20 protein-coding genes are annotated in these 26,526 nt (G+C 70.5%); 8 read left to right on the top strand and 12 right to left on the bottom strand.

From position 1 onward, the window contains the following. Both ASF45_RS33280 and ASF45_RS33285 read right to left on the bottom strand, forming a co-directional pair. Window positions 1–3,180 carry an efflux RND transporter permease subunit gene (locus ASF45_RS33280; RefSeq protein ID WP_056673920.1) on the bottom strand — a complete coding sequence of 1,060 codons (3,180 nt, stop codon included), beginning with the start codon at window positions 3,178–3,180 and terminating at the stop codon, window positions 1–3. Between the two features lie 18 nt (window positions 3,181–3,198). Next, window positions 3,199–4,473, bottom strand: coding sequence for an efflux RND transporter periplasmic adaptor subunit (locus ASF45_RS33285; RefSeq protein WP_082551412.1), 1,275 nt, complete (start codon window positions 4,471–4,473; stop codon window positions 3,199–3,201). A 257-nt stretch (window positions 4,474–4,730) separates the two neighbouring features. On the opposite strand from ASF45_RS33285, the gene ASF45_RS33290 reads away from it, so the two are divergent. Beyond that, window positions 4,731–5,429 carry a haloacid dehalogenase type II gene (locus ASF45_RS33290; RefSeq protein ID WP_056673923.1) on the top strand — a complete coding sequence of 233 codons (699 nt, stop codon included), beginning with the start codon at window positions 4,731–4,733 and terminating at the stop codon, window positions 5,427–5,429. A gap of 47 nt (window positions 5,430–5,476) precedes the next feature. Continuing rightward, window positions 5,477–6,463 carry an LLM class flavin-dependent oxidoreductase gene (locus ASF45_RS33295; protein ID WP_056673926.1) on the top strand — a complete coding sequence of 329 codons (987 nt, stop codon included), beginning with the start codon at window positions 5,477–5,479 and terminating at the stop codon, window positions 6,461–6,463. Window position 6,464: 1 nt separating this feature from the next. On the opposite strand, the gene ASF45_RS35730 is transcribed toward ASF45_RS33295, so the two are convergent. Next, window positions 6,465–6,665: a hypothetical protein gene (locus ASF45_RS35730; protein WP_156473277.1), complete on the bottom strand. Its 201-nt coding sequence runs from the start codon at window positions 6,663–6,665 to the stop codon at window positions 6,465–6,467. Between the two features lie 157 nt (window positions 6,666–6,822). Here ASF45_RS35730 and ASF45_RS33300 point away from each other — a divergent pair, with 157 nt between their 5' ends. Next, on the top strand, window positions 6,823–7,533 hold the full coding sequence (locus ASF45_RS33300; RefSeq protein ID WP_056673929.1) for a ProQ/FINO family protein: 711 nt from the start codon (window positions 6,823–6,825) through the stop codon (window positions 7,531–7,533). 10 nt (window positions 7,534–7,543) lie between these two features. On the opposite strand, the gene ASF45_RS33305 is transcribed toward ASF45_RS33300, so the two are convergent. After that, window positions 7,544–8,026, bottom strand: a complete 483-nt coding sequence (locus tag ASF45_RS33305) for a hypothetical protein (protein WP_056673932.1) — start codon at window positions 8,024–8,026, stop codon at window positions 7,544–7,546. Between the two features lie 163 nt (window positions 8,027–8,189). Between ASF45_RS33305 and ASF45_RS33310 the strand changes: the two genes are divergently transcribed. Continuing rightward, entirely contained in the window at window positions 8,190–8,813 is a 624-nt protein-coding gene (locus ASF45_RS33310; RefSeq protein WP_056673936.1) for a glutathione S-transferase family protein, read from the top strand. 3 nt (window positions 8,814–8,816) lie between these two features. Here ASF45_RS33310 and ASF45_RS33315 read toward each other — a convergent pair whose 3' ends face one another. Genes ASF45_RS33315 through ASF45_RS33325 form a run of 3 tightly spaced genes read right to left on the bottom strand, consistent with a single transcriptional unit; the run spans window position 8,817 to window position 11,975 of the window. Beyond that, the gene (locus ASF45_RS33315) at window positions 8,817–9,170 is read right to left on the bottom strand and encodes a translation initiation factor Sui1 (protein ID WP_056673938.1); all 354 of its coding nucleotides are present in this window, start codon (window positions 9,168–9,170) and stop codon (window positions 8,817–8,819) included. Next, window positions 9,170–10,345 carry a PLP-dependent aminotransferase family protein gene (locus tag ASF45_RS33320; protein ID WP_056673941.1) on the bottom strand — a complete coding sequence of 392 codons (1,176 nt, stop codon included), beginning with the start codon at window positions 10,343–10,345 and terminating at the stop codon, window positions 9,170–9,172. Before ASF45_RS33320 ends, ASF45_RS33315 begins: the two co-directional genes overlap by 1 nt. Window positions 10,346–10,364: 19 nt before the next feature. After that, entirely contained in the window at window positions 10,365–11,975 is a 1,611-nt protein-coding gene (locus tag ASF45_RS33325) for a gamma-glutamyltransferase family protein (RefSeq protein WP_056673944.1), read from the bottom strand. 72 nt (window positions 11,976–12,047) lie between these two features. Here ASF45_RS33325 and nth point away from each other — a divergent pair, with 72 nt between their 5' ends. Continuing rightward, window positions 12,048–12,686 (top strand): endonuclease III, encoded by a 639-nt coding sequence (gene nth / locus ASF45_RS33330; protein ID WP_056673947.1) that lies wholly within the window; start codon window positions 12,048–12,050, stop codon window positions 12,684–12,686. On the opposite strand, the gene ASF45_RS33335 is transcribed toward nth, so the two are convergent. Together ASF45_RS33335 and cobT are read right to left on the bottom strand one after the other, a co-directional pair. After that, window positions 12,687–14,861 carry an EAL domain-containing protein gene (locus tag ASF45_RS33335; protein ID WP_056673950.1) on the bottom strand — a complete coding sequence of 725 codons (2,175 nt, stop codon included), beginning with the start codon at window positions 14,859–14,861 and terminating at the stop codon, window positions 12,687–12,689. A gap of 9 nt (window positions 14,862–14,870) precedes the next feature. Further along, a complete protein-coding gene (cobT, locus tag ASF45_RS33340; protein WP_056674433.1) occupies window positions 14,871–15,944 on the bottom strand; it encodes a nicotinate-nucleotide--dimethylbenzimidazole phosphoribosyltransferase in 1,074 nt (357 codons plus the stop codon). Window positions 15,945–16,065: 121 nt separating this feature from the next. On the opposite strand from cobT, the gene ASF45_RS33345 reads away from it, so the two are divergent. Beyond that, a complete protein-coding gene (locus tag ASF45_RS33345) occupies window positions 16,066–17,271 on the top strand; it encodes a DUF3182 family protein (RefSeq protein WP_235581102.1) in 1,206 nt (401 codons plus the stop codon). Beyond that, window positions 17,252–18,109 (top strand): S9 family peptidase, encoded by an 858-nt coding sequence (locus ASF45_RS33350; protein WP_063887839.1) that lies wholly within the window; start codon window positions 17,252–17,254, stop codon window positions 18,107–18,109. Before ASF45_RS33345 ends, ASF45_RS33350 begins: the two co-directional genes overlap by 20 nt. An 18-nt stretch (window positions 18,110–18,127) precedes the next feature. Here ASF45_RS33350 and ASF45_RS33355 read toward each other — a convergent pair whose 3' ends face one another. Both ASF45_RS33355 and ASF45_RS33360 read right to left on the bottom strand, forming a co-directional pair. Then, window positions 18,128–21,142, bottom strand: coding sequence for an MHYT domain-containing protein (locus tag ASF45_RS33355; protein ID WP_056673953.1), 3,015 nt, complete (start codon window positions 21,140–21,142; stop codon window positions 18,128–18,130). Window positions 21,143–21,191: 49 nt separating this feature from the next. Beyond that, a complete protein-coding gene (locus tag ASF45_RS33360; RefSeq protein ID WP_056673956.1) occupies window positions 21,192–22,676 on the bottom strand; it encodes a cobyric acid synthase in 1,485 nt (494 codons plus the stop codon). A 59-nt stretch (window positions 22,677–22,735) separates the two neighbouring features. Here ASF45_RS33360 and ASF45_RS33365 point away from each other — a divergent pair, with 59 nt between their 5' ends. Beyond that, window positions 22,736–25,426 carry a bifunctional acetate--CoA ligase family protein/GNAT family N-acetyltransferase gene (locus tag ASF45_RS33365; protein ID WP_056673958.1) on the top strand — a complete coding sequence of 897 codons (2,691 nt, stop codon included), beginning with the start codon at window positions 22,736–22,738 and terminating at the stop codon, window positions 25,424–25,426. Here the strand turns inward: ASF45_RS33365 and ASF45_RS33370 are convergent, their stop codons facing one another. After that, window positions 25,427–26,524 (bottom strand): hypothetical protein, encoded by a 1,098-nt coding sequence (locus ASF45_RS33370; protein ID WP_056673961.1) that lies wholly within the window; start codon window positions 26,522–26,524, stop codon window positions 25,427–25,429. Window positions 26,525–26,526 lie beyond the last annotated feature (2 nt).

Consider the following 26,526-nt stretch of genomic DNA (forward strand, 5'->3'; position numbering starts at 1 on the left):
TCAGTGGCCTCCCTGCTCGATCAATGGTGTCTGCGCGGTCTCGGTCTGCCGGCGCTGGCCGCGCCGCTCCAGCCAGCCGCGGATCAGCACGAAGAACAGCGGCACGAAGAAGATGCCCAGTGCCGTGCCGATGGCCATGCCGCCCAGCACCGAGGTGCCGATGGCGACCCGGCCGCCGGCGCCGGCGCCGGTGCCGATGGCCAGCGGCAGCACGCCGAAGCCGAAGGCCAGCGAGGTCATCAGGATGGGGCGCAGGCGCAGGCGCACGGCTTCCATGGTGGCGTCGAACACGCTCTTGCCCTGCTCCTGCAGCTGCTTGGCGAATTCGACGATCAGGATCGCGTTCTTGGACGACAGGCCCACCGTGGTCAGCAGCCCGACCTGGAAGTACACGTCGTTGGTCAGCCCGCGCGTGCTCGTGAACAACAGCGCGCCGATGATGCCCAGCGGCACCACCAGGATCACCGAGAACGGCACCGACCAGCTCTCGTACAGGGCCGCCAGGCACAGGAACACGAACAGGATGGAGATGGCGTAGAGCATGGGCGCCTGCGCGCCCGACAGCCGCTCCTGGTAGGAGGCGCCGGTCCATTCGTAGTCGATGCCCAGCGGCATCTCCTTCATGACCTGCTCGACGGCCGCCATGGCGGCGCCGGAACTCACGCCCGGCGCTGCATCGCCCGTGAACTCGTAGGCCGGCGCACCGTTGTAGCGTGCCAGCTGCGGCGAGCCGTAGCTCCAGCGGGAGCCCGAGAAGGCATGGAAGGGCACCATCTGCCCCAGGCTGTTGCGCACGCTCCAGCGCTCGATGTCGGCCGGCAGCATGCGGAAGGCGGCGTCGCCCTGCATGTAGACGCGCTTGACGCGGCCGTTGTTCAGGAAGTCGTTGACGTAGGTGCCGCCCATGGCCGTGGACAGCGTGCTGTCGATGGCCGCCGTGGTCAGGCTCAGCGCGCCGGCACGCGCATCGTCGATGTCGATGCGGAACTCGGGTGTGTCGTCCAGGCCGTTCATGCGCACGTTGCGCAGCTCGGGCCGGGCCTGCAGCATCTCCAGCGTCTTGCGCTGCGCGGCGACCAGGGCCTCGTGGCCCAGGCCGTTGATGTCCTTGAGGAAGAAGTTGAAGCCCGAGGCCGCGCCCAGGCCGCGCACCGCGGGTGGAAGCTGCACGATGATGCGCGCGTCGCGGATCTTGCCGAGGTCGCGGCCAGCGCGCGCGGCGATGGCGGCGGCCGAGCTCGACGCATCGGTGCGCTCGTCCCAGTCCTTGAGCTTGACGAAGGCGCGCGCCGAACTCTGGTCGCCGTTCTGGCCGGTCAGCACGTTGATGCTGACCACTTCGGGGAACTTGCCGAAGTACTCCTGCACCTCGGCCACCACAGGCTGCAGCCGCGCGTTGGAGGCGCCCGGCGGCAGGTTCATCTGCACCGTGACGAAGCCCTGGTCTTCGTCGGGCAGGAAGGCCGTGGGCAGGCGCGAGAACAGCACGACCACGCCCGCGATGATGAGCGCGTAGACGATCAACGTGCGTTTGCCGCGCTTGAGGATGCCGCCCACCGTGCTTTGGTACGCGTTGGCGCTGCGGTCGAAGCCGTGGTTGAACTTGACGAAGAAGCGGTCCACCCAGCCCAGCGGCCCGCGCCGCGGCGCCGCGCCATGCGGTCCGTGGGCGCCCTTGGGAATGGGCTTGAGCAGCGTGGCGCACAGCGCCGGCGTGAGCGACAGCGCCACCAGCACCGACAGCACCATGGACGAGACGATGGTGATCGAGAACTGCCGGTAGATCACGCCCGTGGAGCCGCCGAAGAAGGCCATCGGAATGAACACGGCCGACAGCACCAGCGCGATGCCGACCAGCGCCGGCGTGATCTCGGCCATGGACTTCCTGGTCGCCTCCTTGGGCGACAAGCCCTCCTCGCTCATGACACGCTCGACGTTCTCGACCACCACGATGGCGTCGTCGACCAAGAGGCCGATGGCCAGCACCATGGCGAACATGGTCAGCGTGTTGATCGAGTAGCCGGCGGCCGACAGCACGCCGAAGGTGCCCAGCAGCACCACCGGCACCGTGATCGCAGGGATCAGCGTGGCGCGGAAGTTCTGCAGGAACACGTACATCACGATCACGACCAGCAGCACGGCCTCGAACAGGGCCTTGACCACTTCCTCGATGGACGCGCTCACGAAGGGCGTGGTGTCGTAGGTCACGAAGGTCTGCAGCTGGTTCGGGAAGAAGGGCTGCAGCTCGGCGATCTTGGCGTTGACGGCCTCGGCCACCTTGACGGCGTTGGCGCCGTCGGACAGCACGATGCCCAGGCCCGCGCCGGGGTTGCCGCGCAGGATGGAGCGCACGGTGAGGTTTTCGGCGCCGAGTTCGAGACGCGCCACGTCCTTCAGGCGCACCACGGCGCCGTCGGGCGTCACGCGCAGCACCACGTTGCCGAACTGCTCCACGGTCTCGAGCTTGCTGCGCGCCGTGATGGTGGCCGTCAGTTGCTGCTCGGCCACGGCCGGCAGCGCGCCGAGCTGGCCGGCCGAGACCTGGGCGTTCTGGGCCTGCAGCGCAGTGTTGATGTCGGACGGCATCAGCGCGTACTTGCGCAGCTTGTCCGGGTCCAGCCAGATGCGCATGGCGTAGCCGGTGCCCAGCACCTGCACGTCGCCCACGCCGTCGACGCGGCTGATCACGTCCACAAGGTTGCTGTTGATGTAGTCGCCCACGTCCACGGCCGAGGCCGTGCCATCGCCCGAGTAGAAGGCGATGACCATCAGGAAGTCGTTGCCGCCCTTGGTCACGAACACGCCGCGGCTCTGCACCTGCTGCGGCAGCCGCGACATGGCCGGCTGCATCTTGTTCTGCACCTGCATCTGGGCCACGTCGATGTCGGTGCCCGGGGCAAACGTCAGCGTGATGCGCGACTGGCCCGAGGAGTTGCTGGTGCTCTGCATGTACAGCAGGTTGTCCAGCCCCTTCATCTGCTGCTCGATGATCTGGGTGACCGAATCCTCGACCGTCTTGGCAGAGGCGCCGGTGTAGGTGGAACCCACGGACACGCGCGGCGGCGCGATGTCGGGGTACTGCTCCAGCGGCAGTGTGCGGATCGACATCAGACCCGCGAGCATCACGATGATGGACAGCACCCACGCGAAGATGGGACGCTCGATGAAGAAATGCGCCATGAACGGGGCTCCTGGCGCTCAGCGCACGATCTTGGCGTTGGCCAGCGGGCCGGCACTGGCCACCGAGCCGGGACCGGGGCCGCCCTTGCCGTTGACCGGCGCCAAGGGGCCGGCAGCGGGCTTGGGCTGGACCTCGCTGGCGCGCACCAGGTCGCCGACACGGGCACGCTGCGAGCCCTCGACCAGCACGCGGTCGCCGGCCTGCAGTCCGTCGATCACCTGCCAGCGGTTGGCCACGGCGCGGCCGACCGTCACGGCGCGCTTGACGAGCTTGTCGTCCGGCCCCACGACCAGCGAGGAGGCGCTGCCATCGGGTGCGCGCACCACGGCCTGCTGGGGCACCAGCACGGCGTCCTCGGCCACGCCCTCCTCCAGCACGGCGCGCACGTACATGCCGGGCATCAACAGGCGGTCGGGGTTGGGTACCACCGCGCGCAGCGTCACGCTGCCGGTGCCGGCGTCGACGGTCACACCGGCGAAGGTCAGCTTGCCGGCATGGGGGTAGACGCTGCCGTCCTCGAGCAGCACGCGGATCGGCGCCTCGTCGGCACGGCCGCGCGACAGGCGGCCGCTGGCCAGTTCCCGCTTCAAGCGCAGCAACTCGGCGCTGGACTGGGTCACGTGCACGTTGATCGGGTCCAGTTGCTGCACGGTGGTCAGCGGCGTGGCCTGGTCGGCCGTGACCAGCGCGCCGGCCGTCACGCTGGACAGCTCGATCCAGCCGCTGATGGGCGCCACGATGCGCGTGCGCGCCAGGTTGATGCGGGCGGTCTGCTCGGCCGCGCGGGCCACGGCCACATCGGCCTCGGCCTGGTCGGCGGCGGCCTGGGTCTGCTCGTTGACCTGCTGGCTGATGGCGTCGATCTTGACCAGCTCGGCATTGCGCCTGGCCACGCTACGGGCCGTGGCCAAGGTGGTCTCGGCTCGACGCACATTGGCGCGCGCACTGGCAGCCGTGGCCTCGAAGCTGGCCGGGTCCAGTTGGTACAGCACCTGGCCGGCCTTGACATTGGAGCCCTCGGTGAACAGGCGCTGCTGCACGATGCCGCCGACCTGCGGCCGGATCTGCGCAATCACGGGCGCCACGGTGCGGCCGGCCAGCTCGGTGGTCACCGGCATGCGCTCGGCCTTGAGCGTCACCACGCCCACGTCCTTGGCCTGGGGGGCGGCGGCCGGCGCGGCGGCCTTGCTGTCGGCTATGCCGTTGCGGGAGCAGCCCGCGGCGGCCAGCAGCGCGATCAGCAGGGGCACGCACAGGTCGCGTGGGCGCAGGGACAGTTTCAGAAGCGGCATCGATGAACCTGTGGGATCTCTGGAAATACCGGACAGCCGACTCCGGACATGGCCAGTGGTGGGCGCCACGGTGGACAGGGTCGGCTCCGACGAGTTCCCATCCACGGCCTGCCCAAGACCAGCTTTGCACAGCAGACACAATGGCAGACCCCAAGCCGCAAGCAAGCACGATGCCTGCGGCGAACATGCAACGATACACCGGCTTGATACATTTCGTCATGACTCCGGTGTAAAGCGCAGCCAAAAGGAGATCCTGCATGCCACAGCCACCAGCCGTTCTGGCCTTCGACACCTTTGGCACGGTGGTGGATTGGCACGGCGGCATCGCGCGTGAAATCCAGGCACTGCACCCCGAGGTCGATGCCGCGGCCTTTGCCAGTGCCTGGCGCGCCGGCTACCAGCCGGCCATGCAGCGCGTGCGCTCGGGAGAACTCGGCTGGACGCTGATCGACGACCTGCACCGGTTGATCCTGGACGACATCCTGCCGCGCTTCGGCCTGCAGGCCATGCCACAGGAGACGCGCCGCCAGCTCAACAAGGCATGGCACCGGCTCGACCCGTGGCCCGACGTGCTGGCCGGCTTGGCCCGCCTCAAGCGCCGATACACCATCTGCACGCTGTCGAACGGCAACATCGGACTGCTGACCAACATGGCCAAACGTGCCGGCCTGCCCTGGGATTGCGTGCTGTCCGCCGAGGTCTTTCGGGCCTACAAGCCCGACCCGGCCACATACCTGGGCGTGGCGCGCGTGTTCGACCTGCCGCCCGACCAGGTCATGCTGGTGGCGGCGCACCACAGCGACCTGGCCGCGGCGCGCGACTGCGGCCTGCAGACCGCCTACATCGAGCGACCGCTGGAATACGGCACGGCCCAGCCCAAGGATGTGGGCGCGCGGCCCGAGAACACGCTGCACTGCCACGACTTCGGCGACCTGGCCGACCAGCTGGACTGCTGAAGCACCACGCCAGCACGGTTTAGCGGGTGTGGCTAGGATCGCCGCCCATGACCGCACTCTCCGTACTCGACCTCTGCCCCATCGTGGAAGGCGGCGACGCCGCCCAGGCCTTCCACAACAGCCGCGACCTGGCCCAGCACGCCGAACGCCTGGGCTACCAGCGCTTCTGGCTGGCCGAGCACCACGGCATGCCCGGCATCGCCAGCGCCGCGACGTCGGTCGTCATCGCCCATGTGGCGGGCGGCACCAAGACCATCCGCGTGGGCGCGGGCGGCATCATGCTGCCCAACCACTCGCCGCTCGTGATCGCCGAGCAGTTCGGCACCCTGGCCTCGCTGTACCCAGGCCGCATCGACCTGGGCCTGGGCCGCGCACCGGGTTCCGACCAGGCCACGGCCCGCGCGCTGCGCCGCGACGCCTTCGAGTCGCCGGACCAGTTCCCGCAGGATGTGGTGGAGCTCATGCACTACCTGTCGCCGCAAGCGGCCAATGCGCGCATTCAGGCGATCCCGGGCACCGGGCTGCAGGTGCCCATCTGGATCCTCGGCTCCAGCCTGTTCGGCGCCCAACTCGCGGCCGAACTGGGCCTGCCCTATGCCTTCGCCTCGCACTTCGCGCCCGCTGCGATGATGGACGCCATCGCCATCTACCGGTCGCGCTTCAAGCCCTCGGCGCAGTTGGCCAAGCCGCATGTGATGCTGGGGATGGGGGTGTTTGCCGCCGACACCGACGAAGAAGCGCAGTTGCTGGCCAGTTCCATGCAGCAGGCCTTCGTGAACCTGCGCAGCGGCCGGCCGTCGCGGCTGCAGCCGCCCAAGCCGGGCTATCTGGAACAGCTCTCGGCGCCCGAGCAGGCCATCCTGGCCCAGACCATGAGCGCGGCGGCCATCGGTTCACCGGACACGGTGCGTCGCCAATTGAAGGAGTTCATTGCGCGCACGGGCGCCGATGAGTTGATGGTCGCCACGCAGATCTTCGACCATGCGGCCCGCGTGCGGTCTTACGAGATCCTGGCGCAGGTGCACCAGGGCTGACTCACCATTCGCCAACGGCGCGCACGCGTTGGTCCAGGTCCGGCCAGTCGCCTTGGCCATCGGTGGCCTGTGGCGCCTGGGCCGCAGCGTCCGATGCGGCGGCGCCGCGGCCTGTCAGCCGCTGCATGAACTGCTGTCCTTCGTGCAGTGCAGACGTGACAAAAGACGGGGCGGAAAGGGGTGCGTCGTAGGGGGATGGCATGGCGCGGCTCCTGTTGCGTTCGGGCAACGAAAGTGTAAGGAGCGGGCGATGAACAATGCGTGACATGGGCACGCAGACAACGTGACGCATGCACGTTTTCGACCCGGAAATTTGCAAGCGGCTGTGACAACGGCCGGCTTTCTACAATCGCCCCGCAATGACTGACGCTTCCACCACCTCTTCGGCCCCGGCCGACGCACCCTCGCAGCAACGCAAGCGTCGCCGCCAACCCGGCCGCAACAACCCGCAGCAGCGCCCGCAGGGCCGTCCCGTCCATCCGCTGCTGGAGCAGCTGGCCGAGCTGCATCCCGCGCTGTTCGGCGCGCGTTTTCGCCCGCTCAAGCTCGGCACCTACCAGGACCTGATGGAACGCCACCCCGGCGTGTTCGAACCGGCCGCGCTCAAGGAAGCCCTGGGACAGCACGCACGCTCTTCACGCTATCTGGAATGCCTGGCACGCGGCGACCAACGCCATGACCTGGATGGCCAGGCCGTGGCGCCGCTGGCCCTGGACCATCACCACCACGCACTGGTCGAACTGTTCAAGCGCCGCCAGGCGCGCAGCAAGGAAGACCTGCAGCCCGCGCTGCGCGCACGTGTGCGCGCGTTGTTCGTGCAAAGCGGGCTGGACCGTGCTGCCTACGCCGCCGCAGCCAAAGTCAACGCGGACGCATTGGCCGCGCTACTGGACGCAGCCGACCACGACCAGGCCGCTGAGATCGCCCGCCGCGAGGCGCTGCTGCGCGCCTTCGAACTGGGTGGCGTGGACGAAGCCCAGTTCGCCGACCAGTACGGCCTGACGCCTGAGGCCGTGGCCCCCCTGCTGGCCCAGGCGCGCGACGACCGGCGCGTGCGCGCCGGGCGCTGAGCGGCGCAGCTTAGCGCGGCACCACCAGGACCGGGTTGTCGGTCTTGGGCTCGATGGTGACCTCGGTCTGGCCCGGCGGAACGACCACCGTCTCGACCTCGCGGATCACACCGCCGCCCCCCACGCTGCCGCTCTGGTTGCCATAGCCCAGCACGCGGGCGGTGCAGGCGGCATGGTCTTCGCCACCCAGGGCATCGCAGCGGCGCATGGCATTGGCCACAAGCTGGTCCTGGCCCTGCGTCTGCAATTCGCCCTTGCGCTTGTCGGCCTGGGCGTTGGCGGCTTCGCGCAGGCAGGTTTCCTGCGCCTGGGGCGTGGCGCCGTTCAGGCAGGCGGCGCGCTCGCGCTCGTAGCTGCCGGAGTTGTCGATGCCGGTGTTGCCAGACGTGGCGACCTGGGCACTGGCCGCGCTTGCGGCCAGTGCGCAGGCCAGCCCGAAATATGCGAAAGGCCGGCTGCGCTGGAAAGTCTTGCAAGCTGGTTGTACGGACATGGTTGAACCTCTCGGGGTCGTGCTGACGATGGCTCCAGTCTAGGATTGGGGCGCGGGCCGGCGCGCCGGACGGCACCGGCGCAGGCCGCGCCCCGAATGCCGAGACCGCTGTAGGACAACAGGGCACGCCTACACTCCCGCTGCCTCCACAACCCACCTTGCCATGCTGACGCTCTACTACGCCCCCAAGACCTGCGCGCGCGCATCCCACATTGCCCTGGCGGAAAGCGGCCTGCCCTACCGCACCCAGCGGCTCGATTTCGCAGCGGGCGAGCAACGCCAGCCGGCCTACCTGGCGATCAATCCCAAGGGCCGGGTGCCGGCGCTGACGACCGAGCAGGGCACGCTGACCGAGACGCCTGCGATCCTGGCCTACATCGCGCAAAGCGCCCCGCAGGCGCGGCTGGCGCCGCTGGACGACGCGTTCGCCTTTGCGCGGATGCAGGCCGTCAACGCCTACCTGTGTGCGACCGTGCACGTGGCGCACGCCCACCGCTTCCGCGGCGCGCGCTGGGCCGACGACAAGCCGGCCCAGGAATCCATGCAGCGCAAGGTGGCATCCAACATGCGCGAGTGCTTCGAGCTCATCGAATCGACGATGCTGGACAGCCCCTGGGTGCTGGGCGAACAGTATTCGGTGGCCGACGCCTACCTCTACACGATCGCCGGCTGGCTCGAAGGCGATGGCGTGGACCTGGCCGGCCTGCCCGCCACACGCGCACACCGCGAGCGCATGGAGCAACGCCCCGCCGTGCAGAAGGCCCTGGCCGAGGAAGCCGCAGCCTGAAGCTCAGCCGCCCGAGCGCTTGACCTGGTAGCCTTGCTTGCGCAGAGCCTCCATCACCTGGGTGACATGGTCGCCCTGCACCTCGATCTGCCCGTCCTTGACGGTGCCGCCCGTGCCGCAGGCGGCCTTGAGCTGCTTGCCGAGCTTCTGCAGGCCGTCCTCGTCGACCGGCACGCCCCAGACCACGGTCACGCCCTTGCCCTTGCGGCCCTTGGTCTCCAGCCGTACGCGCACCGTGCCGTCGACCTGCGGTGCGGCCGCAGCCTTCTTGCAGGCGCACTGCGCCACGGGCTGGCGGCACACGGGACACATGCGCCCGGCCTCGGTCGAGTAGACCAGGCCGCCGCCGCCCTTCATCACAGGGACTGGCCCAGGCGTGCGATGCCTTCCTCGATCTTGGCCACGTCGGCCGTCGCGAAGCTCAGCCGCAGCGTGGAGAGGTCGGGGTCGTGTGCGAAGAACGGCGCACCGGGTACGAAGGCCACCAATTTCTCGATCGCGCGCTGCGCGAACGCGCCCGCATCGCGGCCACCGGTGAGCCGGGCCCAGAAGAACATGCCACCCTTGGGTGCGTCGAAGGTGATGGCGTCGCCCAATTCGGCGCGCAGTCGAGAGGCCATCACGCGCGCGCGCTCGGCGTAGACCTTGCGCACCTGGTCCAGCGCGCCGTCCAGGCGCCCCAAAGTGAGGTAGTGGGCGGCCGTGGCCTGCGTCAGGTTGGAGGTGTGGGCGTCGCTGAACTGCTTGCACATGGTGGCATTGGCCAGCAGCGCAGCCGGCGCGATGAGCCAGCCCACGCGCAGGCCGGGCGACAGGATCTTGCTCATGGAGCCGCAGTGCGCGAGCCAGTCGCGGCTGCCCGGCACCTCGCTGGAGAGCGCCAGCAGCGAGGGCGGCGCAGGCTGATCGAAGTACAGCTCGCCATAGGGATCGTCCTCGACCACCAGCGTGCCCGTGCGCGCGGCGATCTCCAGGATGCGGCGGCGCCGCTCCAGGCTCAGCATGGCGCCGTGCGGGTTGCCGAAGTTGGGGATCAGGTACACGAGCTTGGGCTTGTGCTCGGCGATCAGGCGCTCGAGCGGCTCGACCAGCACGCCGTCGGCGTCGATGGGCGCGCCGATCACCTGGGCACCGTACAGCCGGAAGCACTGGATCGTGGCCAGGAAGGTCGGCGCCTCGACGATGACCTTGTCGCCCGGCGAAATCATGGTCTTGCCGATCAGGTCGAGCGCCTGCTGGCTGCCGGTGGTCACGATCAGGCCCTCGGGCTTCACCTGCGCGCCTTTGTTGGCCATGAATTGGGCCAGTTGCTCGCGCAGCGGGCCGTAGCCCTCGGTCGCGCCGTACTGCAGCACCGGGCCTGGCGTGTCGCGCAGCACGGCCGCCGTGGACATGGCGATGCCTTCGGCGTCGAACAGCGTGGGGTCGGGGAAGCCACCGGCAAAGCTGATGATGCCGGGCTTGCCGAGCAGCTTGAACAGCTCGCGGATGGCGGAGGTTTCGACGTTCTGGAGACGGTCGGCGAATTGCATGTGTGTCTTTCTTGGGAATCTAAAAGCCCGCGGCCAGGCCGTCGCGGCGCGCATCGCTGGCGGCCACATAGCCCTCGACCCGGGGGTCGCCGGCACGCCAGATGAACTGGCCGGCGCCGAAGTCCTGGTAGGAGTCCTGGATCACCTCCATGCGGTGGCCGCGCGCGGCCAGACCTTGCACGGTGGCGGCCCGCATGGCCGACTCCACGTTGATCTCCAGCCCGGCGTTGTAGCGCCAGCGCGGCGCATCGCAGGCGGCCTGCGGGTTCTGGCCGTAGTCCAGCATGCGCACCAGGGTCTGCACATGGCCCTGGGGCTGCATGTTGGCGCCCATCACGCCGAAGCTCATGACGGGCTGGCCGTCCCGGGTCAGGAAGGCCGGGATGATGGTGTGGAACGGCCGCTTGCCCGGCGCCACCTGGTTGTGGCCGGGCGCGAGCGAGAAGCCGTGGCCGCGGTTCTGCAGGCTGATGCCGAACTGCGGTTCCACCGCGCCCGAGCCGAAGCCCATGTAGTTGCTCTGGATGAAGCTGACCATCATGCCGTTCTCGTCGGCCGCGGTCAGGTAGATGGTGCCGCCCTTGACCGGGTTGCCGGCGCCGAAGTCCTGCGCGCGGCCCAGGTCGATGAGCCTGGCGCGCGAGGCCAGGTAGGCATCGTCCAGCAGTTGCTCGGCCGTGACCTCCATGCTGCCGGGCTCGCCCACGTAGCGGTAGACGTCGGCGAAGGCCAGCTTCATGGCCTCGATCTGCACGTGCTGCGCATCGACGCCGTCCAGTTCCATGCCGGCGATGTCGAACTTCTCCAGGATGCCCAGCGCGATCAGCGCTGCGATGCCCTGGCCGTTGGGCGGAATCTCGTGCAGGGTGTGGCCGCGGTAGTCGCGCGCGATGGGCGTCACCCACTCGGGCTGGTAGCCGGCGAAGTCCTGCACCGTGAGGCTGCCGCCGTGCGCTGCCGAGAACTTCGCGATCGCCGCGGCGATCTCGCCGCCGTAGAAGGCCGCGCCGCGCGTCTCGGCGATCGCGCGCAGCCCGCGTGCCGCGGCCTTGAACTGGAACAGCTCGCCCACGCGCGGCGCCCGGCCCCAGGGCAGGAAGGCGTCGGCGAAGCCGGGCTGGCTGCGCAGCTCCTCGGTGGCGGCCTCCCACTTCTGCTGCACCACCACGGGCAGCAGGTAGCCGCGTTCGGCGATCTCGATGGCCGGCTGCATGAGGTCGGCGAAGGGCAGCTTGCCGAAGCGCTCGGACAGCGCGGCCCAGGCGCTCACGGCGCCCGGCACGGTGACGGAGTCCAGGCCGCGCTTGGGCGGGGTGGCGGCGTCCTTGCCGTACTTGCCCTGGAAGTAACCTGAGGACCAGCTGGCCGGCGCGCGGCCGGAAGCATTCAACCCATGCAGCTGGCGGCCGTCCCACAGGATGCAGAAGGCATCCGAGCCCAGGCCGTTGCTGACCGGCTCGACGATGGTCATCGCCGCCGCCGCCGCGACCGCAGCGTCGACCGCGTTGCCGCCCTGTTGCAGCATGCGCAGGCCGGCCTGGGCGGCCAGCGGGTGCGAGGTGCTGCAGACGTTGCGTGCGAACACAGGCGTGCGCACCGAGGTGTAGGGATTGCTGAAATCGAAGTGCATGGGCGGGCGGTCTCCTGGCAAGCCGGCCATTGTAGAAGTCGCCCTGCGCCCGAACTCCTACACTGCCGCGCCATGACTTCCCACGACATCGCGCAGTTCTTCGCCACGCTGCACGCCGCCAACCCTACCCCCGTGACCGAGCTCGAGTACACCAGCGTATTCGAGCTGCTGGCCGCTGTGCTGCTGTCCGCCCAGGCCACCGACGTGGGCGTCAACAAGGCCACGCGCCGCCTGTACCCGGTGGCCAATACGCCGCAAAAGATCCTCGCGCTGGGCCTGGAAGGCCTGGAGAGCCACATCCGCACCATCGGCCTGTACCGCACCAAGGCGAAGAACCTCCTGGCCACCTGCCGCATCCTGGTCGAGCAGCATGGCGGCGAGGTGCCGCGCACGCGCGAAGCACTGCAGGCCCTGCCCGGCGTTGGCCGCAAGACCGCCAACGTGGTGCTCAACGTGGCCTTCGGCGAGCCGACCATGGCGGTGGACACACACATCTTCCGCGTCGCCAACCGCACGGGCCTGGCACCGGGCAAGACGCCGGACAAGGTCGAACAAGGCCTGCTCGCGCGCGTGCCGCCGCGCTACCTGGTCGACGCCCACCACTGGCTGATCCTGCACGGCCGCTACGTGTGCCAGGCCCGCAAACCCCAATGCTGGCGCTGCGGGGTGGCGCGCTGGTGCGATTACCAGCCCAAGACGCTCACGCCCTGATCACGTGGGCTGCTGGTTGCCGGCAAGCCAGATGGCCAGCGCCTGTGCAGGCATCGGCCGGCCGTACAGATAACCCTGCACGATGGTGCTGCCGCGCTCGGCCAGCAGCTGCGCCTGCTGGGCGTTCTCCACGCCCTCGGCCACCACGGTGAGCTTCAGGCTGTCGCCGATGCGCAGGATGGTGTTGGTCAGCGCGCGCGCGGTGGCGCTGTCGGCCAGGTCGCGCACGAAGCTCTGGTCCAGCTTGAGCTCGTGGATCGGCAGGCGGTGCAGGTAGCTCAGGCTGGAATAGCCGGTGCCGAAGTCGTCCAGCGACAGGTGCACGCCCATGGCGCGCAGCGCGTGCAGCGCGGCCAGCACGCTGGGCGTGGCGTCCAGCAGCATGCTCTCGGTCATCTCCAGCGTGAGGTCGCCGGCCACCAGGCCATGGGCGTCCAGCAGGCCGGCCACCATGGGCACCAGCCCCTCCTCCTCGAAGTTGCGCGTGGACAGGTTCACGGCCACGCGCGGCACCGGCAAGCCCTGGCGCCGCCACTGCGCCATCTGGCGACAAGCCTCGGCCAGCGCCCAGCGGCCCAGCTCGGCCACCATGCCGGCCTCCTCGGCCAGCGGGATGAAGCGCGCGGGCGGGATCTCGCCGAGTTGCGGATGCGACCAGCGCGCCAGCGCCTCCACGCCGTACAGGCTGCCGGAGCGCCGCTCGATCTGCGGCTGGTAGTGCAGGCGCAGGCCACCGTCGCGCAGGCCCAGGCGCAGCGCTGCCTCCAGCGCCACGCGTTCGCGCGTGCGTTGCTGCATCTCCTCGTTGAAGAAGCGTGCGCCGCCGCGCCCGCCCAGCTTGGCCTGCGTGCGCGCCATGTCGGCGTGGTGCAGCAAGGTGTCCACGTCGGTGCCGTCGTCGGGGAACATGGCCACGCCGATGCTGGCGGTGGGCTGCAAGGTCACACCCGGCAACACCAGCGGCGCCGCCACTGCCGCCAGCAGCCGCTCGGCCGCCATGGCCGCCTGCCGCACCGGGCACGATGGCAGGATCACCGCGAACTCGTCGCCGCCGAGCCGGCCGGTCAGGTCGATGCTGCGCACGCAGCCCATCAAGCGGCGTGCGGTTTCGCGCAGCAACTGGTCGCCGCTGTCCGGCCCCTGTGTTTCGTTGACGAGCCGGAAGCGGTCCAGGTCGATGCACAGCACGGCCATGGGTGCGCCCTTGCCGGCCAGCTCCTCCAGCAGCTGCGTGGCGCGCGACTTCAGCGCCATGCGGTTGGCCAGCCCGGTGAGCATGTCGACGCTGACCAGGCGCTCCATGCGCACGCGGGCGCGCTCGCGCTCCAGCGCCAGCGCACACAGCCGCACGCAGATCCCGGCGAGGCTGCGGTGGAACGCGCTGGGGCCGCGGCAGCTGGCGAAGTACAGCGCGAACACGCCGACCACGGTGCCGTCGCTGGCCCGCACCGGGCAGGACCAGCAGGCCTTGAGGCCCTGCGGCAGCACCAGATGCAGCAGGTCCTGCCAGGCCGGGTCGGCGGCGATGTCGACGACCTCCACGGCGGCGCCGGTCCAGGCGGCCGCTCCGCCGCCGCCGGCCTGCGGCCCGACCGGCAGCCCGTCCAGCGCCTCGCCCAACGCCACCGGCAAGCTCGGGCCGGCCAAGGGGTGCAGCCGGGCGAAATCGTCCACGTCCAGCACGGTGCAAAGCAGTTCGGGTGCGATGCGCTCGACCTCCTCGCAGACCAGGTCCATCAGCGCGGCCACGGACAGCTCGTGCACCATGGCGTCGAGCACACGGTGCTGCAACACCTCGTGCACCTTGGTCAGCGTGATGTCCGAGAGCATCGAGCAGATGTACTGGGGCCTGCCCTGCGCATCACGCACCACATTGGTCGTGATCGAGACCCACAGCGGCTGGCCAGTGCGCGTGTAGACCAGCAGTTCGAGCCGGAAGTTGGCCGGCCGCTCGGGGTCGCGCGCGGCGGCCAGGGCCTTCAGATCGGTCGAGGGACCGGCCAGGACGTCGGCTGGACGCTTGCCCTTCAGATCATCCAGCTGGTAACCCATCAGCCGGCAGAAGCCGGGATTGACGTACAGCGTTCGCAGATCGGGGCCGCAGACCACGACCGCGTTGTCACTGGCCTCGACCACGAGCGCCGCCAGGGTCTGCAGGGAAGCGTCGTGGGTCATCGGGAAAGTCTAAACGGCCAGTTCGCCGCGGTTGGACACGCCTGCGCCCGTGAAACTGGCCATTTCGCGCAACAACAGGCTGGCCGACTGCAGCAGCGGCCAGGCCAGCGCGGCGCCCGAGCCCTCGCCCAGCCGCAGGCCCAGGTCCAGCAGCGGCCGCACGCCCAGGTAGGCCAGCGCGATCGCGTGGCCACGCTCGCCCGACAGGTGCGAGAACACGCAGTAACCGCGCACGGCCGGTGCCAGCGCCTGGGCCACCAGCACGGCCGCCGTGGTGATGAAGCCGTCGACCACCAGCACGCGCCGTTCGCGCGCGCCCTGCAACAGCACGCCCACCAGTGTGGCGATCTCCAGCCCGCCGAAGGCGGCCAGTGCCGCCAGCGGAGTGCGCGCATCGGCATGGCGCAGGTACACGGCCTGCAGCACGCGCAGCTTGTGCGCCAGCGCGGTGCCGGCCATGCCAGTGCCCGAGCCGGTGCAGGCGGCCACCTCGTGGCCGGTCAGCCGCGCCGTCAGCAGCGCCGCGGCCGAGCTGTTGCCGATGCCCATCTCGCCCAGCAGCAGCGCGTTGCCGGGCAGTTCGCGCACCAGGTCCATGCCATGGGCGATGGCCTCGGCACACGCGGCCGCACCCATCGCCGGCCCGAGCGAGGCGTCGGCCGCGCCGGCCGCGGCCTTGCGCACGCGCAGACCCGGCCGCTCGCCGCCGAAGTCGTGTGCCACGCCGCAATCGACCACCGTCAGCGCGATGCCGTGCTGGCGCGCCAGCACGCTCACGGCGGCACCGCCGGCCAGGAAGTTCTCCACCATCTGGCGCGTCACCTCCTGCGGGAAGGCCGACACGCCCTGCGCGGCCAGCCCATGGTCGGCCGCGCACACCAGCATCTGCGGTGCATGCAGCACCGGCGCCTCGCTGGCCAGGATCAGGCCCAGCTGCTGGGCCAGTTGTTCGATGCGACCCAGCGAACCGGGCGGCTTGGTCTTGTTGTCCAGCAACTGCTGCAGCCGCTGGGCCCGCGCACTGTCTTCGGCATCGGCGATGGCCGGCAGGCGCAGCAGGGAAAGGATGTCGGATTCGGTCACCGCGCAATTGTCGCGCGCCGCGGTGTAGGCGGGCACCGACGCGCAATGACGCCCTCGGCGGATGGCGGCCATGGCGCCACCTTGGCGACAGTCATGCCAGTTTTTCCGCACGAGGTGACCGATGACACTGCCACCGTACCCCGCCGGCGCCATGAGCGCATGGCCCGCCGCCGACCGGGCCGGGCCCCTGGACGACATGGCCGCGCCGGTTGGCACACGCAGCATGGGCACGGCCATGGCCTACACCCAGGGCCTGCGCGGCTACGCCAGCGCCCACGAGCAGATGACGCGCATGGAGGTGGTGCGCCGGCTCGCCCGGCTCAAGGGCTATGCGGTGTCCGAGGAGTTCGCCCAGGCGCCGCTGGGCCCGGTCTACCTCGTGCCCAGCGACACCCTGGTGGGCATCGAACGCGCGCAGGCGCTGGGCATCCATGGCCGCGAGGACTTCTTCGGCGGCGTGGTCCCCTACCCCTTCGTCTCGACCAAGGCCATCACCCATCCGCTGGTCGCGGCCGGCGCCCGGGCGCCCGAGGGCTGGAACCCGGCCTTCAGCCGCATGGTCGGCGATGCCGTGCTGCCCGGCTTCACGGCCTTCACGCGGGCCGACGCGGCCGTGGCCGCCGACACGCTGCTGCAGGCCGGCCCGGTCCGCATCAAGCTGGTGCGCGAGACCGGCGGCAACGGCCAGACCGTGGCCAGGGACCGCGCGGCCTTCGACGCCTGCCTGGCCGGCATCGCCGACGAGATGCTGGACCGCGACGGCGTGGTCATCGAGCAGAACCTGCGCCAGGTCCAGACGCTCAGCGTCGGCCAGGTGCATGTGGCCGGCATGGTGGCGACCTACTTCGGCCAGCAGCGGCTGACCCACAACCACCAGGGCGCCGAGGTCTACGGCGGCTCCGACCTCACGGTGGTGCGCGGCGACTTCCAGGCCCTGCTGTCGCTCGCGCTGGCGCCGGAGGTGCGCACCGCGGTGGAACAGGCGCTGCTCTACGACAGTGCCGCGCAGGCCGCGTTCCCCGGCTTCTTCGCCTCGCGCATCAACTACGACGTGGCCCAGGGCCTGATGCCCGGCGGGCAGTGGCGCTCCGGCGTGCTGGAGCAGTCGTGGCGCGCCGGCGGCGCCACCGGCGCGGAGATCGCCGCGCTGGAGGCCTTCCAGGCCGACCCGCAGCGCCGCGTCGTGCGCGCCAGCGGCTACGAGGTCTTCGGCCCCTGCGACGCGCTGCCGCCCGGCGCAGTGGTCTATTTCCGCGGCGTGGACGACCAGGTCGGCCCGCTCACCAAGTACACCGTCACGGCGAGCGATGACCACCACCCGACATAACAGCATCCACATTCCCGTCGGCGACCGCAGCATCGCCGGCACCCTGGTCGGGCCCAACAGCCTGATGCCCGGCGTGATGCTGGTGCACGGCTGGGATGGCAGCCAGGAGCAGTACATCGCGCGGGCCCACGAGATCGCCGCCCTCGGCTGCATCTGCCTGACCTTCGACCTGCGCGGCCACGCCCAGGACCGTGCCGCGCGCGACGCCGTCACGCGCGAGGACAACCTGGCCGACATGCTGGCCGCCTACGACGTGCTGGTCGGCCACCCCTCGGTGGACGGCTCCGCGGTGGCCGTGGTGGGCAGCAGCTACGGCGGCTACCTGGCGGCCATCCTGTCCACGCTGCGGCCGGTACGCTGGCTCGGCCTGCGCGTGCCCGCGCTGTACAAGGATGCCGACTGGCTGGTGCCCAAGCGCGCGTTGAGCCGCGAGGAACTGGTGGCATACCGCAACAGCGTGGTCGCGCCGGCCAGCAACCGGGCGCTGTCGGCGGCAGCACAGTTCGAGGGCGACGTGCTGCTGGTCGAATCGGAGTTCGACACCATGGTGCCGCACCCGGTCATCAAGAACTACCTGGACGCCTTCCAGAAGGCGCATTCCATGACCTACCGCGTGATCAAGGGCGCGGACCACGCGCTGTCGCACAAGGCCTGGAGCCAGTCCTACACCAACGTGCTGGTCAACTGGGTCGGCGAAATGATCAAGGGCGCCAAGGAGGAAGCCGAGGCCGCCCGCAGCCGCAAGGCTGCAGCACGCGACAGGACCGGGCCCAAGGCGCTGCACTCGGCCAGTGGCAAGGTGCTGGCGTCGGGGGCCGATTCGCCGGCCATCGCGTAGGCGCGGGCGCCGCAGCGCTCACGCGCGGACGTGGGCGCTCCAGCGGTCCAGCGCGTCCAGTGCTTCATCGAAGCGGTAGTCGCCCACGGCCTCCATCACCTCCTCGATGACCGGCTGCGCGGTGCTGCCGGCCGCCGCCGCACGCAGCGCCTCGCCCAGGCTCAGGGCATCGGGGTCGGATTCCAGCAACAGCGCGCGCAGCTCGCCCGCCAGCTCGAGCAGGCGGGCCTGGGCCTGCGCCGGCGCCACGCTGACCGCCGGCACCACCGGCTCGTCCGCCGGCGCCAGCAGCGTGGCCAGCCCGGCGAGCACCGGCGACAGCTCGCGTCCGACACGGGCCAGTGCAGCCATCTGCTGCGCGCGCGCCCGCCCCTGGTTGCAGGCCAGCTCCAACTCGGTGGCCGCCTCCCAGACGCCATTGGCGCCGATGGTGCCGGCGGTGCCGCGCAGCGTGTGGGCCAGCCGCGCCGCCAAGGTCAGGTCGCCGCCGTCCAGCGCCGCCGTGAAGGCCTGCGAAAAGCGGGCGTTGCTGCTGGCGAACTTGTCCAGCATGCGGCGGTACAACTGGGCGTTGTTCTGCGTGCGGCGCAGGCCGCCTGCCACGTCGATGCCGGGCAAGGCGCCGGGCGTGCCGCTGGCCGGCACCGGTGCGGCCGCTTTGGCCACCACCGTCGGGCGCCGCACCTTGGGCCGGATCCAGCGGGCCATGGTGACGAACATCTCGTCCACGTCGATGGGTTTGGAGATGTGGTCGTTCATGCCGGCCGCCAGCACCCGCTCGCGGTCGCCGGCCATGGCGTTGGCCGTCATGGCCAGCACGGGAAGATTGGCCCAGCGCGCCTCGGCCCGGATCGCGCGCGTGGCCTCGAAGCCGTCCATCACGGGCATCTGGCAATCCATCAGCACGCCGTCGAAATCGCCGTCGCGCGCCAGCGTCTCCAGCGCCTGGCGGCCATGCTCGGCCACGACCACGTGCAGGCCGGCCTGGCCCAGCAGATCCAGCGCCAGTTCCTGGTTCAACGCGTTGTCTTCCACCAGCAGCACGCGCGCGCCAGCCAGCGCCGTGGCGGCAGCGCCCGGCAGCAGCGTGGGTGCGACCGGCGCCGTCGCGGCCTTGGGCGCCAGCACCTCGCCGATGGTTTCCAACAGCGTGGACGGCGTGACCGGCTTGGTCAGTACGGCCTGCAGCGACACGCCGGCCGTGCGCGCGGACTCCATCACTTCCTCGCGCGCATAGGCCGTCACCATGATGCTGGCGCGGGCATGGTCGATCTGCTGCTCCTGCAGCTGGCGCAGCGCCTCCACCCCGCTGATGCCCGGCATCTTCCAGTCCACCAGCAGCAGCTCGTACGGCGTGCCGTCGCGCGCGGCCGCGGCGGCAGCCTTCACGGCGGCCTCGCCGCTGACGGCCACATCCACCTTCAGGCCCATCTCGGCGGCCAGCGCAGCCGTGATGTCGCGGGCCATGGCGTTGTCGTCCACCACCAGGGCGCGCAAGCCCTCGATCTGCTGCGCCAGCGGCATGCGCGGCGCGGCCGGCTCGGTGGCCTCGGCCTGGCGCACGAAAGGCAGCACGAACTGGAAGCACGAGCCCTTGCCAGGCTGGCTGTCGGCCCAGATGCGCCCGTCCATGAGGCTGACCAGGTGCCGCGAGATCGCCAGCCCCAGGCCCGTACCGCCGTAGCGGCGCGAGGTGGAGCTGTCGGCCTGCGTGAAGGATTCGAAAACCGTCTCGACCTGGGCCGGCGTCATGCCGATGCCGGTGTCCTTGACGTGGAACTGCAGCTCGGCGTGGCCGGTGTCGGTGCGCAGCGCGCGCACGCCCACCGTGACCTCGCCCCGGTCGGTGAACTTGACCGCATTGTTGGCCAGGTTGAGCAGCACCTGGCCCAGGCGCAACGGGTCGCCGACCAGCAGCGTCGGCACCTCGCTGGGCAGATCGAACACCAGCTCCAGGTCCTTCTCGTCGGCCTTGAAACCGACCTGGTTGGCCAGGTCGTCCAGCACCTGGTCCAGGCGGAACGGCACCTGCTCGATGGTCAGCTTGCCGGCCTCGATCTTCGAGAAATCCAGGATGTCGTTGATGATGCCCAGCAGGCCCTTGGCCGCGCGGTGCGCCTTCTCCACATAGTTGCGCTGGCGCGGCGAGAGGTCGGTCTGCAGCGCCAGCAACGACATGCCGATGATGGCGTTCATGGGCGTGCGGATCTCGTGGCTCATGTTGGCCAGGAAATCGCTTTTGGCACGCGCAGCCTGCTCGGCCTGTTCCTTGGCGGCCATGAGGTCGTGCATGAGTTCGGAGTTGCGCTCGCTCATGCGGGCGTCCAGCACCGTCAGCAAGATGGTGAACCCCAGCACCACGAAGGCCAGCACGCTGACGGCCGCCGCCAGGCCGGTGCCCGGCAGGCCCCAGGCGCTGGGCACGCTCACGCAGTTGTCGGCGAAGCGCGCCGCGGCCATGCCCGTGTAGTGCATCGCCGCCACGGTGCAGCCCATGACCAGCGCGCCGAGCGCGCGCGTCCAGGTCGCGCCGGCCTGGCGCGCATGGCGGAAGGCCAGCCAGACACCGGCGATGGACAGGCCCACGGCCACGCCCACGGACACCAGCACCATGCCCCAGTCGAAGCGGATCGGCGGCGCCAGCTCGATCGCCAGCATGCCGCTGTAGTGCATGGCGCCGATGCCCGAACCCAGGATCACCGAGCCCAGCAGGATGTGGCCGGCGTGCGGCTTGGGCACCTTGCGGATCAGCATCAGCAAGCCGGCCGAGGCCAGCGTGGCCGGCAGCATGGACAGCCCGGTCCACAGCGCCTGGTAGCTGAACTCGATCGGCACGCGCAAGGCCAGCATGCCGACGAAGTGCATGGCCCAGATGCCGAAACCCATGGACAGGGAACCGCCTGCCAACCAGCCACGCCAGGAGCTGTCGCGGCTGTAGGCCAGGCGCCCGGCCAGGCCAAGTGTGGCGTAGGCTGCCACGACGGCGATGGCCACCGACAACGCGACGAGCCAGAAGTTGTAGCTGGTGGTCAAGGTTTCGGCCGCTCGGTTTATGAGCGGCAAAGTGTACCGATTTGTTGCATTATGAGCGCACTAGTTTGGCGAGCACCTTCGCCTCGACATGCTCGTCCAGAAAATCCGCCAGGCCGTCGAACACCTCGTCCAGGGTCTTGCCGGCGGCGCCGAACAGCGCCCGCAGCACGCCCGGATCCTCGAACAAGCCATGCAGGTACAGCCCCAGCACCCGGCCCTGGCCGCCCTGCCAGCCCAGCCCGCCGGGCAGCACGGCCATCGCCAGGTCGCCGCTGCGCGCCATGGCCGCGTGGGCGACGGTCTGGCCATGGTGGATCTCGTAGCCCTGCACCGCCAGGCCGGACAGCCCCTGCCAGGGCCCCTGCACGGTGCCGAAGCGCGTGCGCGTGGCGCGCACCGTCTTGTCGCGCGCGAACTGCGTGACCAGCGGCAGCAGGCCCAGGCCGGGCGCGTTGCCGTCGATGCCGTGCGGGTCGACCAGTGCCTCGCCCAGCATCTGCAGCCCGCCGCAGATGCCCAGCACGGCGCCGCCGGCCTGGGCGTGGCGGGCGATCGCGCCATCCAGGCCCTGGGCCCGCAGCCAGGCCAGGTCGCCGCTGGTGTGCTTGGAGCCGGGCAGCACGATCCAGTCGGTCGCCACCGACAGTCCGGCCAGCTGCGCCGGCGAACGTGCCCACACCAGGCGCAGCCCGGCCACGTTCTTGAGCGGCTGGAATTCGTCCAGATTGCTGATGCGCGGGTAGGCGATGACGGCCACCGTGCGCTGCACGCTGCCGGCCGTGTGCGTCCTGTCGTCGAACACGCCATCTTCCTCGGGCAGGCCGTGCTGCCACCACATCGGCAGCGTGGCCACGGTGGGCACGCCTGTCATCTGCTCCAGCATCTGCGGGCCGGGCGCAAGCAGCGCGGCGTCGCCACGGAACTTGTTGAGCACGAAGCCGTGGATCAGCGCGCGCTGGCCCGGCGGCAGCAGCGCCCAGGTGCCGTACAGGTGGGCGAAGGCGCCGCCGCGGTCGATGTCGGTCACGAGCAGGCAGCGCGCGCCGGCATGTTCGGCCACGCGCATGTTGACGATGTCGCTGTCCGCGAGGTTGATCTCGGCCGGCGAGCCCGCGCCCTCGATCACCACCACGTCGTTCTCGGCACGCAGCGCGTCCAGCGCCTGCGCCACCTGCGGCCAGACCCTGGCGCTGCGCCCGCGCCAAGGCATCCCCGTCAGCTCGGCATCCACGCGGCCCAGCAGCACCACCTGGCTGTGCGTGTCGCGCTCGGGCTTGAGCAACAGCGGGTTCATGCGCACGTCCGGCACCGCATGCGCAGCCAGCGCCTGGAAGTACTGCGCGCTGCCGATCTCGCCGCCCTCCACCACGCGCGCGTTGTTGCTCATGTTCTGTGCCTTGAACGGGGCCACCTTGACACCCTGGCGCGCATACCAGCGGCACAGCGCCGTGGTCACCCAACTCTTGCCCGCCCCGCTGGTCGTGCCCAGCACCATGACGCAGCGCGCCGGCCCTTCGTTCTGCTTGATCTGCATCACCGGATTCTCGCGGCTGACATCGGGACCCCCGGCGCCGCCTTCACAATCGATCCACCATGGACAAGCACTACCTGACCCCGCTCTTCGCACCGCAGGCCATCGTCGTGCTGGCCGGCGACCCCGACACACCCGACAGCCTGACACCGCAGGCACGCCAGCTGCACCAGGCCCTGCGCGCACAACGCTTCCAGGGCCAGCTGAACTTTCTGGACGTGCGCACCAGCGGCACGCTGGCCGACCTGGCCCAGGCCCGCGCCGACCTGGCCATCGTGGCGCTGCCACCGGGCGAGATGGTCCAGGCGCTGGAGCTGGTCGGCCGCATCGCCTGCCGCGCCGCGCTGGTGCTGGGCAGCGGCATCGACGCCAACCTGGGGGCAGAACTGCAGCGCATCGCGGCGCGGGAAGGGTTCCACCTCATGGGCCCCAACGGGCTGGGCCTGCAGCGCCCGGCGCTGGGCCTCAATGCCTCGGCGCTCGGCGCCTTGGCCGCCCCCGGGCCGCTCGGCCTGGTCGCGCAATCGGGTGCGCTGACGGCCGCCATGCTGGACTGGGCGCGCAGCAATGCCGTGGGCTTCTCCTCGGTGGTGGCGCTGGGGCCCAACCCCGGCGTGGACATCGCCCAGGCGCTGGACTACATGGCCAACGACCCGGCCACGCACAGCATCATCCTGTACCTGGAAGGCATCCATTGCGCACGCCGCTTCATGAGCGCGCTGCGCTCGGCCGCCAATGCCAAGCCCGTGCTGGTGCTCAAGGCCGGCCGGCGGCCGGCCGGCAACGCGGCGGCGCAGACGCACAGCGGCGCCATCGTCGGCGCCGACGACGTGTTCGATGCCGCGCTGCGCCGTGCCGGCGCCGTGCGCGTGCGCTCCTTCGTCGAGCTGTTCTCGGCCGCCAAGTGCCTGGCCTCGCGCTACCGGCCCGTGGGCCGGCGCCTGGCCGTGGTCACCAACGGCGGCGGGCCCGGCGTGCTGGCGGCCGACTGGGCCAACGAGATCGGGCTGGAGCTGGGCCGGCTGTCCGACGCGACGGTGGCGGCACTCAAGCCGCAGCTGCCGGCCCATGCCTCGCTCGCCGAGCTGATCGACCTCTCGGAGGACGCCGACGCCGCGCAGTACCGCGCGGCCGTGGAAGCCGCCGCACGCGACCGCCAGGTCGACGGCGTGCTCGCCATCTACTCGGCCAAGCCCGGCGGCCCCGCCGATGCCGTGGCCCAGGCCCTGGCGGCGGCCAAGGCCGGCATCGCCAAGCCGCTGCTGGCCTGCTGGATGGGCGACGCCTCGGTCGGCGCGGCGCGCCAGGCGCTCAACGCGGCCGCGATCCCGAACTTCCGCACGCCCGAGGCGGCGGTCGGCGCCTTCGGCAACATCGCCTCCTTCTACCAGAACCAGCAGCTGCTGCAGCAAACGCCGGCGCCGCTGTCCACATTGGGCAAGCCCGACATCGAGGCCGCGCGCCTGGTCATCGAGAGCGTGCTGGCCGAGCGCCGCAAGGTGCTGACCGAGATGGAGAGCAAGACCTTGCTGTCGGCCTTCCACATCCCAGTCACGCAGACCACGCTGGCACGCAACGCCAACGAGGCCATGATGATCGCCACGCAGCTGGGCTTTCCGGTGGCGCTCAAGATCGACTCGCCCGACATCACCCACAAGAGCGACGTGCAGGGCGTGGCGCTCAACATCATGAGCGGCGCCGCCGTGCGCGACAGCTACCAGGACATGGTAGAGCGCGTGGCGCGCCTGCAGCCCGGTGCGCGCATCCACGGCGTGACGGTGCAGAAGATGGCGCGCGCCCAGCGCGGCCGCGAGATCTGCATCGGCATGGTGACCGACGACCCGTTCGGCCCCGTCATCGTGTTCGGCGCGGGCGGCACCATGATCGAGCTGATCCGCGACCGCGCCATGGAACTGCCACCGCTGAACCAGTTCCTGGCGCGCCGGCTCATCGAGCGCGCGCGCGTGGCCGAGACGCTGGCCGAATGGCGCGGTGCCGCGCCCGTGGACATGGGTGCCATCGAGCGCGTGCTGCTGCGCGTGTCCGAGATGGTCTGCGAGCTGCCGCAGCTGCGCGAGATGGACATCAATCCGCTCATCGTCGACGAGAACGGCGTGGTGGCCGTGGACGCGCGCATCGTCGTCGACCACGCGCCGCAAAGCCTGGGCCAGGCCGGCGGCAGCTACGACCATCTGGCCATCCTGCCCTACCCCGCGCGCTACGAGCAGCAACTGCCGCTGCGCGGCGGCGGCGAGTACCAGATCCGGCCGATCCACCCCGGCGACGCCCAGATGCTGCAGACCTTCGTGCAGGCCCTCTCGCCCGAAAGCCGCTACTTCCGCTACGTGTCCTCGATGACGCAGCTGCCGCCCGGCATGCTGGCGCGCTTCGCGCTGATCGACTACGACCGCGAGATGGCGCTGGTGGCCGTGCTCAAGCAGCGCAGCGCCGCCACCGACGGCTCCATCGTCGAGACCGAGCGCGTGATCGGCGTCTCGCGCTACGTGACCAACCCGGACCAGGCCAGCTGCGAGTTCTCGCTCGTGGTGGCCGACGACATGGCCGGCAAAGGCATCGGCTCGCGGCTCATGGACGCCATCATGCAGGTGGCGCGCGACAAGGGCCTGTCGGAGATCCAGGGCCTGGTGCTGTCGGTCAATCCCAACATGCTCAAGCTCATGCGTTCGCTCGGGTTCGCGATCAAGCCGTTCCCGGAAGACCCGGACTTCCGGCTGGTGACGCACGCGCTGTAGTCAGCCGGCGAAGCGCACGGCCGCCACCGGCGCGAGGTCGCGCGCGATGGCATGCCAGCGTTCGCCGGCGTCGCCGCTGGCCCACAGCGCACCCGTGGTCGAGGCCATGGCCAGCGTGCGGCCGTCCGGCGCGACGGCCAGGCCATGGCGGTAGACCAGGTGGAAGGCGTCCTGCTGTGGCAGCCCGTCGCCGAAGCTGCGAAAGCGCGCACCGCCGTCGTCGGTGCGCGTGACCAGCAAGCGCCCGTCCACGGGCATGCGCATGGCGTCGGCGCGCGCCGGCACGAACCAGGCGCGCAAGGGGTCCGTCGGATCGGCCGCCACGGCGAAGCCGAAGTCCGAAGGCGCCGGCGGCGCGATGCGCTGCCACTGCCGCGCGCCGTCGCTGGAGCGGTAGATGCCGCAGTGGTGTTGCACCCACAGAACGTCGGGCACGGCCGCGCACTGCACCAGGCAGTGCGGGTCCTGGATGTTCTGGTCTTCGGCGCGCTCGGGCGGCATGAAGTCGGCGTGCATGCCGCGCGCCGCAAGCATCCAGCTGGCGCCGCCGTCGTGCGTCTGCCAGATGCCGCCGCAGGAGATCGCCACGGTCAGGTGGCGCGCGTCGCGCGGATCGACCAGGATGGAATGCAGGCCCGCATGGTCGTAGCCGCCGCCCATCCAGTCACGCCGGCCCGGCTGCTCCCAAAGCGCCGACACGAGTTGCCAGCTGGCGCCGCCATCTTCGGTGCGGAACAGCCCGGCCGGGATGCAGCCGGCCCACAGCACGCCCGGCTCGTCCGGCCCGCCGGCCGCCAGCTCCCAGAGCAGGTCCACGCTCCAGGGCGTGGGGTCGTCGGCCCAGGGGCCGGTGGTCGGCTTGGGCGGAAAGGCCGGCGCGGCGATCTCCTGCCAGTGCGCGCCGCCGTCCAGGCTCCTGTGCAGCTTGACGCCGAAATGGCCCAGCCGCAGCGCGCAGTACCAGGCCCCGTCGCGCGGGTCGGCCAGCACCTGGCTCACGGGCTCGCCCGCGAAATGCAGGCCGGCGATGCGCCAGCGCGTGCCATCGCCTTCCACCACGACCAGCCCCTTGCGGGTGGCCACCAGCATCGTGCGCATGC

This window comes from Pseudorhodoferax sp. Leaf265 (genome assembly GCF_001422365.1).
In the GTDB taxonomy this organism is placed as follows: Bacteria; Pseudomonadota; Gammaproteobacteria; order Burkholderiales; family Burkholderiaceae_C; genus Pseudorhodoferax.